Below are 14,328 nucleotides of genomic sequence, written 5' to 3' on the forward strand. Positions count from 1 at the left end.
CGTTTTGTATTTAACGAAATCATTTTGGTGGTAACCCTTATAAATTGGGCTCGTTAAAACTCAATAAAGGGATGCCTATATGTTCCTCCATTTTTGCCACTAAGCTAATATGGAATATTTTTTGAAAAAAGCCTTTTTCCTCCCGCTCCAACAGTACTAGTAAGTCGGCCCCAATAGTCTTGGCATGTATTTTTAGCTTATCCTGTATATTGTCAGAGAAAATCAACTCAAATTCTATGCTGCTATCGTCAACCACTTGTTTTAGCATATCCTTAAACCATTCCATCTGCTCTTTTCCTGCATATTCTTTTTCAGTGGATATATGAACTACATGTATTTTAGCGGCAAGTAATTTTGCCATTGGGACCAATTTTTTTAGCGCCAAAATATCCGCTTCCTCAAAGTCCGTTGCGTACAAAATAGTCTTTAATGGCTTGTCTGGGGTATTATTGGGGATAATTAGTAGGGGGCATGGTACTTTTTCCTGAAGTCTCTTTCCAATATTGCCCACAAAAAGACCTCGATCTGTATGTTTGTCCTTTCTGCCTATAATTATCATATCGGTTGCAACATCCTTGGTTTTTTCCAGAATCCCATTGGTTACCGAATCGTTGTGGATGACTTCCGCTTGTAGATCCTTATTATCCACGGGAACGCCTAAATGCTTGGAACAATAGGACGATAAAATCTCTGTCTGCTCTTTGATTACGTGGTATTCAATTTGGGCTGCCGGACGTGAAACGGAAACGCGTAAAGGTTCCATTTCGTGAACATAAAGTACCAATAAGGTGGCATTTAATTTTCGGCTTATCTGGTAGGCGTATTTTAAAGCAGGCACGGTATATTCACTTCGATCAGTAGCATAGAGTATCGTCTTCATTGTATCTTTATTTAAAAGCTAAATCTAAAGGCTATTGTTGATAATAAATATGATATTGGTCATAAGTAATGGAGTGCTTAGCTGTTGTGCAATTGGTGATTTGATTGTAATGTTGGTGATAAATGGAATTTTTGGTGAAACCCCAAGGCTATATGTAATCAAAAAATATAGGTTAACTGATATGTATCATTTCGAGGGATAATTTGCAATTGTATATTAGTAGTCATTGGGATCTATAAAACCATACCTTCATGAAAGCTATAGCAAAAATTGGCAGCCTAATCACTAATAGGGACAAGATGATCATTCTCCGCAACCTTAGCCGAATTATGGATATTAGGGTAATTGACCTTGATATTGACACGGGAAAGCTCATTATTCTTTATTATAGTCCTATTGCTTTGGAACAGGTAAAGCAAGAACTTTGGAGAATTGGATATCCAATCGGACAGTTTAAATTTCTATCCAGGTTAAGCCCTAACTTACATAGTGAGGGTAGTACTGAGACCGCCATTGCCTAAGCATTCCTTAAAATATAACATGGCTTATGTCTACATAAAATATATAAAAGTTTAAAAATTGGGTATCCACCATTTGTTTTGGCCAGGCACTTATTTATACCGCATCATTTCAGTAACTTTTTACTTTAAATGAATATTTTAAAATTACTTTGAATGAAATCAAAAACACAACTGTTCATTGAATTATGGGAAGAAGCCCGGACCCGGTTTTCCAACCAATTATCAAACCTAACGGAAGATGATCTAAGTAAAAGGTTATTGCCTGCGCCCAATAGTATTGGTTTTCTTATAAGGCATATTGGGGATGTTGAATTGCTTTTTGCCAAGAACGTATTTGGGGCACAGGAGGTAAAGGTAATTGCAAAAACGGTCATTGCCCAAAAGGATACAGGAGAGTGGACCAATAGGACCGAATTATTGGAATATGTGGAATATTCTTATCAAATGCTTAAATCGGTGTTGGAAAAACAACAGGAGGAGGATTGGGAGACCACAGTTACCACCAAGGAGTTTGGGACCAAGACAAAGGCGGAGGCTTTTGGGAGGATTGTATCCCACACCATACACCATTCCGGTCAAATGGTCCTCCTTAAAAAATATGGATCTTAGCATTCAATGGATCTTTTCTACCACCCTTTTTAATTTCTTCCCCACTTCATCCGCAATATCCATTAAATCCAGGTTAATTACCGCCTGCATGGACGCCATGGGGTTTACCGCTGCAATTTCAACAAGTCCAGGTTCCTTTTCCATAACAATTACATTACAGGGCAACATAGTGCCAATTTTATCTTCGGCCTGTAAAGCTTTATGGGCAAATGGGGCGTTACAAGCACCCAGAACGATATAATTATAGAAATCTACGTCCAATTTTTTCTTTAGGGTAGCTTTCATATCTATTTCCGTCAGTACCCCAAAACCCTCCTCTTGTAGGGCCAATTTGGTTTTTTCGATGGCTTGCGCGAAGGGTATATTTCCAATTGTTTTATTAAAATAATATTCCATAATAAAATTATTAATGTGTTTTTATCTAGTATTTAAGGTAGTGATTTTTAAGCCATTTAAATGGGTCTATGCCGTAAAAAGGTATAGTAGGCCCTTTATTACTTGGACTTTATAAAAAAAAGGATTGGCATATCCATATATCCCAATCCTTTATGTCCGGACCTTGGTAGCACTTTTGCACCTACCCAATCCCGATGGGGAAATTTACACTTGTAATATCCTTACAAGGGGATGGGTAATAAGGCTCAAGAAGTTACTTTAGCTCCGGAGTATGGTCGCTAAGGCATTACTGCTTAGAAACTTTATTTTTATTTCTTTCAATGAACGAATGCTTTTTTACTAGTACTAAAATATCGTTATCGAATTAAAAAAGAAATGACATAGATCAGTTCGATGCTTTTTTCTTGTTTTTTTGATAAAGGAATCGGGATTACTACTTTTTATTAAGTCTTTTATTCATTTCCCTATCCCTCGATATTTGTGGTTGGGGGTTCCAGCAATTCAAAGAATTGATCTAGTTTGGGTAAAATGATAATTTCTGTCCTGCGGTTAATTGCCCTGCCTTCTGCCGTTGCATTGGTAGTCTTTGGAACGTATTCAGACCTGCCCCCAGCGGTCATTCTTATAGGTTGTACCGCAAATTTAGTTTGCATTAACCGAACAATGGAGGTCGCCCTTTCAACACTTAAATCCCAGTTGTCGGTCATACAGTCTGTGGAAATGGGAACATTATCCGTATGCCCTTCCACTAAAATATCAAGTTCTTTATGGTCATTGATAATCTTGGCAATTTTGCCTATCACTTCCTCTGCCCTGTTACTTATGTTATAGCTTCCGGAACGGAAAAGCATTTTGTCCGAAATTGAGACGTAGACCACTCCTTTTTTTACCTCAATATTAATGTCCTCATCCTCAAAATTGTCCAAGGATCTTTTTAAGTTCATCACCAACACCAAATTAATGGAATCTTTTCGCTGCATGCTACTGGTAAGGTTCTTTATGTATTTATTCTGTTCGTTTAGGGCTTCCAAAGATTTTTTAATGCTTTCTGCCCCTGATTTGCTCACAACGGAAAGATCGGATAGTCGGGCCAATAGATCTGTATTGGTACTTTTGAAGTATTCCATTTGTTGCTCCAAGGATTTGGATTTGTTTTTTTCGTTGGCCAATCCGGCTTCCAGTAAATTGTTTTGGTTCATACTGGTATTTAATTCATTTTCACAATTTAGTGCCCGGTCTTGCATGGCGGTATATTTTTTTTGACTTACACAGGAGGTAAAAAGGGTAAGCGCCAATATATAGAGATGTAGTGTTTTCATAGTCATAAGTTTTATGGATAATAGTTGTTCCATAAAGAAAGACACAATTTAAAAGGTGTCCAATGATATATGTCATGTAGGGCAATGGCCCTTTATTTTTTGGTTACGGTATTCTTTCTTCACAATGCTTCGTCATAGTGGTTCCTTGAACCGGAACTGCCTCTTACTAAACTTATGGTATGCTTTGCATGCATAACTGACAATGGTCATAGGGTGGTGCAGGCTTAAGGCATAGCTTTATGATCCTTAGCAGGAATTATAGGCTGCTGCCTATAATACTATTTAGAAGGATTAAGAATCGGCTTTACTTTTTTCTCAATTATGGCCGGGATATTAAAAGAAAGAATTCTATGAAAAATATTAGAAAAATACTTCTTGTATTATTATCGATTGCTTTGGTCTTTTTGGTGTTTATGTTTTGGTATCAAAATGAATACGCTATGGATCATGTACAGGAATACGAGGTAAATTCTCCCAGGGAAAATTCCAAATTGCTTTTGGCCACTCAGGGAAGTGAATTTAAAAATGCGATTACTACCTCCATTGTGGATTATTATAAAACGAAGTCGGTATATATAAAGGTTATGGATGTCTCCGCATTGGTAGGTGTAAATCCTAGTAACTATGATGCCCTATTATTGATCCACAGCTGGGAGAATTGGAAGCCACCCTCAGCGGTTAAATCATTTATGGACAGAACCATGAATTACAGGGATAAGATGGTTGTCCTAACCACCTCGGGCAAAGGCTCCTACAAAATGGAAGGGGTTGATGCCTTTACGGGAGAATCTATTTTGGATGAAACTCCCATGTACGTGGGTGAAATTATTGAAAAATTAAATCCGTTATTAAAGTTGTAAATATTGCAATAGGGTTTCTGATTTCTGGATATCAAAAACGCATGAATAATTATGTATAATTTTAAAAACTTCAATATAGCCGACTGGTTTTCCTTTTATCGAATTATGGCCGTACCCCTGTTACTAGGCCTTATTTTGGTTGGCGAACGTGAATGGTTTAGTTGGATGTTGCTTATAAGTTACAGTACGGATGCCATTGATGGCTTTTTGGCCAGAAAGTTGAAAATAACAAGTGCCAGGGGCTCACAACTCGATTCTCTTGGAGATCAAGTGACCCTTATTATTGGGTTGGTAGGATTGTACTTTTTTGAAAATACGTTTATCAAGGAAAATTATCTACTTATAATTATTGTATTTGTACCATACCTGATTCAGATGGCCATTGCCTTTGCGAAATACGGCAAAGCCACCGCCTTTCATACGTATTTGGCCAAGTTATCTGCCATTACCCAAGGGGTATTTATTTTATGGCTGTTGTTCCTTGGACCCGTATATTGGTTATTTTATACCATGATTGTTGTGGGAGTATTGGAAACTGTTGAGGAAATTACACTTATCTTTATGTATGATAACTGGGTAGAGGATGTAAAAGGTTATTTCTGGGCGTTGAAGGATAAAAGACGGCTTGTGAATAACAATAACCAATAGTAAAACCCCTATTAATGCGATCCTACACTTTTTTTGCCATAGTCCTTTTGTGTTTTGCCATTTTATTGATCGATGCCTTGGCTTTCTACTGGCTTAAATCTATCATGGAGCCTATTGAATCTTCTACCATTAAGAAAACTATTTATATCGCCTTTTGGTTTTTTACCATTGGGCTCATTATTTCTATTTTGGTGTTGAAAATTAGATTGGAAAGTATATCCCCTTATAGAAAACAACTGCTTATTTCATCCTTATATGGATTAACGGTTTCGTCCTTTATTCCCAAGTTGATCTTTGTAGTTGTTATTTCCATACTTTATTTCTCAAATTTTTTGATCACAGGGGAGAAATCCTTGCTGATCATTCCTTTAGTGGGCGTTTTTTTTGGTTTTTTGCCATTCTTCGTTATTGTATATGCCGTCTTCAGGGCGGTATATAGGTTTAAGGTACACAAGGTGGTTATTAAATCCGATTTGCTTCCTTCAAGCTTTAGTGGATTGCGTATAGTTCAAATATCAGATCTTCACTTGGGCAGTTTCAATTATCGTTATCATATACTGGACCGCGCCATTACAACCATAAACCAATTAAATCCGGATTTCATTTTTTTTACGGGCGATTTGGTAAACAACTATGCCTGGGAATTAAATGGTTGGGAGAAAGTTTTAGGGCAGCTCTCCGCCAAAATGGGTAAATATTCGGTGCTTGGAAATCACGACTATGGGGATTATAGCAAATGGGAATCTGAGGAAGAGCGGAAAAGCAATTTTGAGGATATCAAAGATTTTCATTCCAAAATTGGTTTTAAACTTTTACTGAATGAAGCCGAATGTATTGAAAGTGAGGGGGAGAAAATTGCGATCGTGGGCGTCGAAAATTGGGGGAACCCACCTTTTAAGCAATATGGGGACCTACAAAAGGCCCTTCGGAAAGTGAATGGTATCGACTATAAGATTTTATTGTCCCATGACCCATCGCATTGGAGTGGGGAAGTGTTGGATAAGACCAATATAGCCCTTACGCTTTCAGGGCATACCCATGGAATGCAAGCAGGGATCAACATTAAAAATAGGGAATGGAGTCCTATAAAATACAAATACAAACATTGGGCAGGGCTGTATGACTTGGGCCCTCAATTTCTATACGTAAGTCGAGGACTTGGCTGGATGGGTTTTCCTGGCCGATTGGGGATGCGTCCGGAAATTACATTTATAGAGCTTGATAACGAAGGGTGAAACGGCCTTTTAGCTTTAATTGACCAGGACTTTAAGGGTATTTTGGAGACTTATCTGTTATTTTTCTCCTTCTTTTCTTTTTTTTTGAAGTAGCCGCGAGTGAGAAAATTGTGTTTTAAGGCTTCCGTAACTTCATTGAAGTTTTTCACTCCTTCCGTAACGTTTTCCATACTGGTTTCCAGCTGCCGTACCAATACGGTGTCTGTGGCCAAATAATTAATGGCCCCTTTTCCAGTCTTAATATCCCCGATGACCGAATTTAAGTTCTTGGACATATTTTCGATCTCTAGGCTGGAATTTTCCAGATGCGAAATTACATTCCTCATTTTATTGCCGGAAATGGAATCCTTTAGGAGAACCCCTGCAGCGCTATTCTCAAAATCGAGCTGCTTTACCATTTGGTTCATTTCCCGGATCATTTTGTTGGCTTCATTACTGCTCAGTTTTAAATTGGTTATGGTTTGGTGTAGATCCTTGGCCATTAGGGAATCGTTGAGCAGCCTAGCAAAGGTGCCTTTGCCTTGCGTTAATGACCTAGTGACCTTTAGCAGATCCTGTGTTAATAAAGCTGCATTTTCATTGGTCTGGTTCAAGGTGTTTAGCATGTCTTGGGTGGCCACCCTGCTATAGGACTGCAATTCATCCCCCGGGCCAATATGGGTTGTCTTTCCTTCCCCCGGTACAATATTGATGAGCATACTACCCACAAGTCCATCGGAACCAATGGTAGCTACGGCATCTTTTTTAATATGATTTTGCATTTTTTCCTCAATGATCATATGCACTCGAATGGTGGTATCGTTGATCATCTCAATTTTGTTCACCGTACCTACATTTATTCCGGAAAAACGCACATTATTCCCATTTTGAAGTCCGTTGGCATTTTTAAAAATGGCACTTACGGGAATGGTCTTTCCAAACATATTCTGTCTGTTCCCAATTAAATAGGCAGCAACGACTAGTAGTGCCGTGCCGAAGACTACAAATACTCCGAGTTTCATATTTTCTAATTTAGTCTTTGCCATATGCTTATTTTTTAAAAAACGCATCCACTTTTGGATCGGTAGATTGCGATAATTGTGAATAGGTACCTTCCGCATAATTTATACCATCTACCAGAAGTATCATCCGCTCAGAAATTACGCGGGCACAGTCCACATCATGGGTAATGATCAGGGAAGAAGTACCGTATTTCTTTTGAATGGAACGCATAAGTTCTATAATCTCCTTGGAGGTAATGGGATCCAAACCACTGGTAGGCTCATCATAGAGGATAACTTTTGGTTTAAGTATCAGGGTACGTGCCAGGGCTACCCTTCTTTTCATACCTCCCGATAACTCTACGGGCATTAAATCCATGGTATGAGCCAATCCAACATTTTCCAGGGCTTCCCGCACCAGGGGTTCGGTATCCGTAACCGCTCCCAATTTTTCTTTGTGCCTACGCATGGGAAATTCCAAATTTTCACGGACCGTCATGGAATCGTAAAGGGCACTCCCCTGAAAAAGAAATCCGATATCCGAACGCAATTCGTCCAAGGTTTTCTGGTCCAAAGCATTTATTTCCTTGCCCAAAACCTTGACCGTTCCTCTATCGGGTTTTACCAGCCCTACGAGGCATTTGATCATGACCGATTTACCGGAGCCCGATTTACCCATGACCACTAGGTTTTCCCCTTCCATAAGGGTCATGTTAAATCCGTTCAGGACGTGATTGTTCCCAAAACTCTTATATAGGTCTTTGATCTCAATAACCGCTTTTCCCCGAGGGAGGGTTTCGTTTGAAGTTATTATTTGGTTTGGGTCCGTCATATTAAAGTTCATAAAAAATATCGGAAATAAATACCGCAATAAAATCGATCACAAACAAAAGTAGGGATGCCATTACTACAGCCGTATTGGCTGCTACCCCAACGCCTGCCGTTCCCTTCTTGGAATAATAGCCTTTAAAACATCCAACCAATCCTATTGCAAATCCAAAAAAGAACGATTTTATGGTGGCCGGTACCAGGTCACTAAAGGACAAAGCATCGAAAACCGTATTAAAATAGAGTTGAAAGGAAACATCACCCTTTAAATTCTCTACTAGTGCCGATCCATATAGGGCTACCAAATCCCCGTATATGACTAAAATGGGTATCATTAGAGTTGTGGCCATTATCCGCGTTATTACCAAATATTTAAATGGGTTGGTTCCCGATACTTCCATGGCATCAATTTGCTCGGTTACCCGCATAGAACCTAATTCTGCCCCTATCCCTGAGGCTATTCGGCCAGCGCAGATCAGGGCGGTAATAACGGGCCCTATCTCCCTTACTATGGAGATCCCTACCATGTTGGGCATCCATGAAACGGCTCCGAATTGAATCAAAGTGGGTCTGGATTGTAAGGTAAGTACCAGACCAATGATAAAGCCTGTAATCGTTACCAGGACCAGGGATCTATTTCCCATTTGATAGCATTGCCGCATTAATTCCTTAAACTCGAAAGGAGGTTTTAGTACTTCCTTAAAAAACCGGGTGGCAAAATTGGAGAGATCCCCAATCTCTATGAAAAATTCTTTTAGCCCTTTAAATAATGTAGATGTGTTGCCCATACCCAAATCCCTTTGTAAGGGTCTATTTCATCAAAGATAGCATGAAAGCCAGGGGCTTAAAATGAGGAATGTCATATACCGGGGGAAAGGGTGTGACCATTATCATTTTATAATCCCATGAGGCGTATTAGCTTTGATTTAATCCGAATCAAACTTTACCCATATGATTAAAGCCAATATTATCTTTCTATATGTATTAGCTCTTTTGATAGTTTCATGTAATGTCAATCGACCTATTTCACCAAAGAATACTTCCATTGAAAAGTCCAACACCCCAGCAAAAAGGGTAGAGGCGCAGAATAATATTCCAGAGAAAGCCAAACCTCTTCTGGCTTATGTTACCAAGGATATTACAGTGGGCCATTATTTTAAGTTTATGGATTCTTTGGCGAATAGGTACGACTCCTTAGTGCCCTATGCTTTGTCCGAGCATGTTTTGGTCCGTGCCAATCCGTGGATAATGGACACCTTGGCAAATACGGATTATTACCGGCAGATGTCATTGGATTCCTTTGTTTATGACCAAAGTAAAATGATTGTTCTAAAGGCCAATGATTCTTTGTTGATTCCAGATACTGTTGAGGGGCAGAAGCATATACGGGATATGGCACATACCTGGATAGACGTAAACATTCCAGAGTTTAAGCTTCGCATTTATCAAGATTCCCTGCTGTTATATACCTTCCCAGTACGGGTAGGACAGCACAGAAAAAGATATTTGGCCATGGGAGACCGAATAACCGATTTAAGGACCAAAACCGGAAAAGGGAAAATAGTGAGGTTGGAGCGGAACCCTCATTTTTATAATCCGGTGACCGGCAAGCGATTTTATGTAACTAAAAGAGATGATAAAAAAACTACCATAATGCCTATTATCCCATGGATTGAAACAGAAATAAATGGTATTCGCAATGGGCAAATGATACATCCCACCACCAATCCAGAAACCCTGGGAAGGGCATATTCCAACGGTTGTATAGGTGTAGCCGAATCCGATGCATGGATTATTTATTACCACGCCCCCTTAAATACCCCTATCCAAATACGATACGATCTAACTATTTTGGATGATAAGGGTGAAAAAAGGGAACTAGAGAATATTTATAAGTAGTCTTCCCAAATTATTGGTAAATTATTATTTATAGTTGTAGGCTGATCATACTTTTTATTAGTTTGCACTTCAAACAATATGTTATGGGTGAATTACAAGATTTCCAAAAGTTGGTCATTGCCAATGCCGCTGAAGTAAAAGGACTTTCTGTGGGAGATAGGGCGCCCGATTTTAACTTGCCCAATGCTTTTGGTAAAAAAGTATCACTATATGAAGCGTTAAAATCAGGAATTGTAATTATAAAGTTCTATCGAGGGGAGTGGTGTCCTATTTGCAATCTGGATCTTAGGGAAATACAGAATTATTTACCTCGGATTAAGTCGCTTGGGGCCACCTTATTGGCCATTAGTCCCCAAAGGCCAGATGATGCATTGACGGCCATACAAAAAAACGAACTTGAATTCGAAGTACTTAGTGACGCTGATCAGGATGTGATAAAAGCGTACAACCTTCAATTTGATCCGGGAGAGGATTACCACCAGCGTCGGGATTTAACGGTATTGAATGGTGAGGGTTTAAAAACCTTACCGGTTCCGGCTACTTTCATAATCAATACTAACCAAATCATTGAAGCAGCGCATGTTGAGGCAAATTATACTCAACGAATGGGGCCCTTGGAAATTATCCATGTACTTGAAAGGATGGCAAAAAGGGAAAAATAGTTTGCCAAGGAATCGATGATCCTTTGGGTTAGAGGGAAGAAGGGACCATTATCTGAAGAATATGAGTTGTAACTTTCACTAAACTTAATGAGCTGGGTATTCTATTTTGGCTTCCTTTAATTAAGGACCAATTCCCATTTGTTCACCAAGTTCATGGCAGCCCGGTAATTGTATTTGTTACGATCCGCGGTCTTCATTCTCTGTAGTGTTCCCAATACCTCATTCTTTAGCAATTGGCTGTTGTCATCTATCAAATAAATTGAATTCATCGCTTGGGTTTGGGCAAATTCACGGTCGGTTTTCAAAGCCCTTATAAAAGCCTTGTAAGCTTCTTGTTTCTCCCCAAGTTTGTACAGCGATTCTGCAGCTACCACTGCTACACTCACCGAAGGGTCATCAACGGCTTTTTTTAAAGCGGTAATTTCAGATTTTCCTTTTTCCCCAAGGAGGAGCAAACCCGTTGCGCCCCAGTAGCGGATTGCAGATTCTTTGGATTTAAGGAATTCTACCATCTTTTGTTTATTTTCAACCTTGCCCAAGGAGGCCAGCTCAGCCGCTTCAATAATTTCTTTTATGGGTACCCCACCACTTTGAAAGAAATCGAAAATAGCCTGATCTTTTGCTTCTATGGTGCGTTCATCCTCGGGCATAAACCCGGTATCTTTAATTTTTATTATCCACTTGCGGTTGGCTGTACGCATTTCCTCTAAAATATCGGCGTATTTTGGGCTGTTGGCAAGGTTGTTTATTTCCCATGGATCGTTTTCTGTGTCATATAATTCTTCCACTGGCTTCGAATTCCAAAAGGCACTCTGAATTTCGTTGCATTCACCATTCTCATAGGCTGTTTGCCATGATTGCAAGGACTTGGCCCTGAACAAATACTCTATTGGCAAAGCATACATTCTGTGTGGCATGTAATTGTGGATGTAGCGGTATTTTTTACTTCTAACCGCCCTGCTGATATCGTACCACTCGTCCATACGGTCACGGAACATATATGCATATTTTGGATCGGGGCTTATGTTTTCTCCTAAGAAGGCTTCTCCTTGTAACTGTTCCGGAATTTGCGCTCCCACCAAACTTAGTAAGGTAGGATACAGATCAACAAAGCTGATCAAACGGTCTATTCTTGAATTAGGCTCCTTGGCAGGCCAGAAATTTTTATATTTTTCAGGGATGCGCACAATAAAAGGTACCCTTGTACCAGTCTCGTACACATATCTTTTGCTTCTTGCCAATACGCCGCCATGGTCACCGTAATAAACAACAATGGTATTATCGGCCATTCCAGAGTCTTCCAATTCTTTTAATCGTTCGCCTACAAAAGCATCCATTTGTTGAACACGGTCATAGTATTGTGCCCAGTCGCGTTCCATATCCGGGGTACGCGGATGGTAAGGGGCAATAGGGACTTTTTTGGGGTCATGACCCAACTCACTTAGAGGTAACTGCTCGTGAATTTTACTTTCATGGGTAATGGTGGTATTAAATATGGCAAACCAAGGCTTTCCTTCTGGCGCATTCTTATAGTGGGCATCCGAACTGCATTCATCCCATACTTCCTTATCAACATTGGTGTTGTAGTCGGTTTTAACCGAATTGGTGCAATAATATCCCAATTCCCGCATGGCTTCCACATGGAATTTCACATGCTTACCCCTAGGATAATTACTTCTCATATTGGAGTGCCCGCCAGAATTGGCATAGATGCCCGAAATAATGGTGTTACGGGCAGGAGCACAAACCGGAGCATTGGCATAGGCATGTGTGTACAAAAAACCTTCACTTGCCAATTTGTCAAGATTGGGGGTATTGGCAAATTCGTCACCATAACAACCCAGAAAAGCACTGTTGTCCTCGCTGGTAATCCACAGAATATTAGGTCTTTCCTGAGCTTGTACTAGACTTAAACAAACCATCATTAAAATTAATGCCACAATTCTGGGACTTGGATATTTTGTCATTTTTGGGTCTGGATTAATTGCCTTTGTATCAGGACCTTAAATTAACGAATATTATAGACTTTCCAGGGCCATCGATAAACATCATTTATACCTGCTCAGAAAATAATTTTGATCTATAATCGATTTTTCCACAAATTGGTTCTTTTTAGCTGTTGTTTGTAGCGTCTTAAAACTGGCAGAAACTACTCTTTGCTTAGTTCATATTTCCCACCTCCCTGTTTCAATATCATTTTATGGTCTAATGGGCTAAATTCCAATACTAATCCGGCCTGCTCAAACTTAAACTTGTCAGTTTCATAGGCTTCTAAGGGAAATGAAGGTTGATTGGTAGCCTGACCTATAAGTATATTATCTTTTTTGGTTATGGTTATTTTTAAAGGAAAACCTGGACTCGAATACACACCGAGATATTTATCCAAATCTTCCGACTTTAGGTCCAAGGCCTTTGTTTCCTTAAACTCAGGCAGACTGTATTCTTTTCCAAAATAGATGCTCAATACCCCGATCATGATATCATTTATGGGCATGGCCAGGCCATTGGCCGTAAATGCCACAGACACGTTTTCTACTGGAAAATAGTAGGCATTGGCTTGAAAACCGTCTATTGCTCCGTTGTGTCCATAAGCCTTTTTATCATAGAATGGGACTTGAAACATCCCTAGGCCATAGCCATCTTCGATTTCCATCATTGCTTGCACCGTTTTCTCCGAAACAATTTTATTGTTGAAAAGGCAGTTTAAGAATTTGTTTAGTTCCTGAGGGGTGGAAACAACGGCACCGGCACCTTGGGGAATGGACATATCGGATTCAGGGGCCAATTGCCATTCGCTGGATTTAATATAGGACTTCGCTTCATTATTTTTTGTTGAAATTTTAGAGCCATAATAGGTGTTTTCCAAGGCGCAGGGCATACACACCATCTCTTTTATCAGCTGTGCCAAGGCCTTATTTTCTACTTTTTCCGCAATGAAGGAAAGCAGCACATAATTGGAGTTGGAATATTCAAATTTGGCATTGGGCTCAAATACACTCCCATTTGCTGCTATTTTTTTAACCAAATCTGCTTTTGATATAGGCTGTTCCATCCAGGATGTAAAATCTTCGGCATTGGTAAAATTGAATATACCGCTCCGATGTTTTAACAATTGTGCTATAGTTATTTCTTTGGAATTCTCGATTTCCGGATAGTATTCCGAAAGCTTGGTGGTCAAACTTAATTTGCCTTCCTCGATCAATTTCATGATAATGGAGGCGGTAAACGTTTTGGAAATGGAGCCGATACGGTATTTGGTTTTATCTGTGGCCTTTATATTCCCTTCTTTGCTGGCATAGCCGAACGAATGCTGGTAGGCTTCCCTTCCTTCTTCAAAAATGGAAATACTCCCCATGCCTTTTTTATTGGATTCGATAAGGGTGAAAAGACTGTCCATTTTTTGCCTGTCGAAATCCTGGGCGGACAAGTTTGTGCTTAGTACAATGGTGATCAATAGTAGTAAATTTTTCATCTTCTTTAATTTAGTAGTC

Annotated in this window: 15 protein-coding genes; 7 read left to right on the plus strand and 8 right to left on the minus strand. The window is 39.5% G+C overall.

The genetic code is table 11. The annotated features are described in order from the left end of the window. Positions 1–37: 37 nt before the first annotated feature. The gene (locus tag QSE00_RS01545) at positions 38–880 is read right to left on the minus strand and encodes a universal stress protein (protein ID WP_286104627.1); all 843 of its coding nucleotides are present in this window, start codon (positions 878–880) and stop codon (positions 38–40) included. Positions 881–1,131: 251 nt separating this feature from the next. Here QSE00_RS01545 and QSE00_RS01550 point away from each other — a divergent pair, with 251 nt between their 5' ends. Next, the gene (locus QSE00_RS01550; RefSeq protein ID WP_286104628.1) at positions 1,132–1,401 is read left to right on the plus strand and encodes a hypothetical protein; all 270 of its coding nucleotides are present in this window, start codon (positions 1,132–1,134) and stop codon (positions 1,399–1,401) included. Between the two features lie 153 nt (positions 1,402–1,554). Beyond that, the gene (locus QSE00_RS01555; protein ID WP_110354334.1) at positions 1,555–2,010 is read left to right on the plus strand and encodes a DinB family protein; all 456 of its coding nucleotides are present in this window, start codon (positions 1,555–1,557) and stop codon (positions 2,008–2,010) included. A 3-nt stretch (positions 2,011–2,013) separates the two neighbouring features. On the opposite strand, the gene QSE00_RS01560 is transcribed toward QSE00_RS01555, so the two are convergent. Together QSE00_RS01560 and QSE00_RS01565 are read right to left on the minus strand one after the other, a co-directional pair. After that, positions 2,014–2,406 (minus strand): DUF302 domain-containing protein, encoded by a 393-nt coding sequence (locus tag QSE00_RS01560; RefSeq protein ID WP_110354335.1) that lies wholly within the window; start codon positions 2,404–2,406, stop codon positions 2,014–2,016. Between the two features lie 464 nt (positions 2,407–2,870). Further along, complete coding sequence (locus QSE00_RS01565) at positions 2,871–3,725, minus strand: OmpA/MotB family protein (RefSeq protein WP_286104629.1); 855 nt, start codon at positions 3,723–3,725, stop codon at positions 2,871–2,873. A gap of 350 nt (positions 3,726–4,075) precedes the next feature. On the opposite strand from QSE00_RS01565, the gene QSE00_RS01570 reads away from it, so the two are divergent. The 3 genes from QSE00_RS01570 to QSE00_RS01580 are packed head-to-tail and all read left to right on the plus strand — an operon-like array spanning position 4,076 to position 6,468. Next, a complete protein-coding gene (locus tag QSE00_RS01570) occupies positions 4,076–4,585 on the plus strand; it encodes a hypothetical protein (RefSeq protein ID WP_110354336.1) in 510 nt (169 codons plus the stop codon). A gap of 51 nt (positions 4,586–4,636) precedes the next feature. Then, complete coding sequence (locus tag QSE00_RS01575) at positions 4,637–5,233, plus strand: CDP-alcohol phosphatidyltransferase family protein (protein WP_286104630.1); 597 nt, start codon at positions 4,637–4,639, stop codon at positions 5,231–5,233. Positions 5,234–5,247: 14 nt separating this feature from the next. Continuing rightward, entirely contained in the window at positions 5,248–6,468 is a 1,221-nt protein-coding gene (locus QSE00_RS01580) for a metallophosphoesterase (protein WP_286104631.1), read from the plus strand. Between the two features lie 50 nt (positions 6,469–6,518). Here QSE00_RS01580 and QSE00_RS01585 read toward each other — a convergent pair whose 3' ends face one another. The 3 genes from QSE00_RS01585 to QSE00_RS01595 are packed head-to-tail and all read right to left on the minus strand — an operon-like array spanning position 6,519 to position 9,064. Then, entirely contained in the window at positions 6,519–7,493 is a 975-nt protein-coding gene (locus QSE00_RS01585; RefSeq protein WP_286104632.1) for an MlaD family protein, read from the minus strand. A gap of 4 nt (positions 7,494–7,497) precedes the next feature. Then, entirely contained in the window at positions 7,498–8,280 is a 783-nt protein-coding gene (locus tag QSE00_RS01590; protein ID WP_110354778.1) for an ABC transporter ATP-binding protein, read from the minus strand. Between the two features lies 1 nt (position 8,281). Beyond that, a complete protein-coding gene (locus QSE00_RS01595) occupies positions 8,282–9,064 on the minus strand; it encodes an MlaE family ABC transporter permease (RefSeq protein WP_110354339.1) in 783 nt (260 codons plus the stop codon). Between the two features lie 163 nt (positions 9,065–9,227). Between QSE00_RS01595 and QSE00_RS01600 the strand changes: the two genes are divergently transcribed. After that, positions 9,228–10,175 (plus strand): L,D-transpeptidase, encoded by a 948-nt coding sequence (locus QSE00_RS01600; RefSeq protein WP_286104633.1) that lies wholly within the window; start codon positions 9,228–9,230, stop codon positions 10,173–10,175. An 83-nt stretch (positions 10,176–10,258) separates the two neighbouring features. Next, positions 10,259–10,837, plus strand: a complete 579-nt coding sequence (locus tag QSE00_RS01605; protein ID WP_286104634.1) for a peroxiredoxin-like family protein — start codon at positions 10,259–10,261, stop codon at positions 10,835–10,837. Positions 10,838–10,953: 116 nt separating this feature from the next. Here QSE00_RS01605 and QSE00_RS01610 read toward each other — a convergent pair whose 3' ends face one another. Together QSE00_RS01610 and QSE00_RS01615 are read right to left on the minus strand one after the other, a co-directional pair. Beyond that, positions 10,954–12,804, minus strand: a complete 1,851-nt coding sequence (locus tag QSE00_RS01610) for a sulfatase-like hydrolase/transferase (protein ID WP_286104635.1) — start codon at positions 12,802–12,804, stop codon at positions 10,954–10,956. Positions 12,805–12,986: 182 nt separating this feature from the next. Further along, positions 12,987–14,309 carry a serine hydrolase domain-containing protein gene (locus QSE00_RS01615; RefSeq protein ID WP_286104636.1) on the minus strand — a complete coding sequence of 441 codons (1,323 nt, stop codon included), beginning with the start codon at positions 14,307–14,309 and terminating at the stop codon, positions 12,987–12,989. Positions 14,310–14,328: the final 19 nt, after the last annotated feature.

This window comes from Arenibacter flavimaris, assembly GCF_030291335.1.
GTDB lineage: Bacteria > Bacteroidota > Bacteroidia > Flavobacteriales > Flavobacteriaceae > Arenibacter.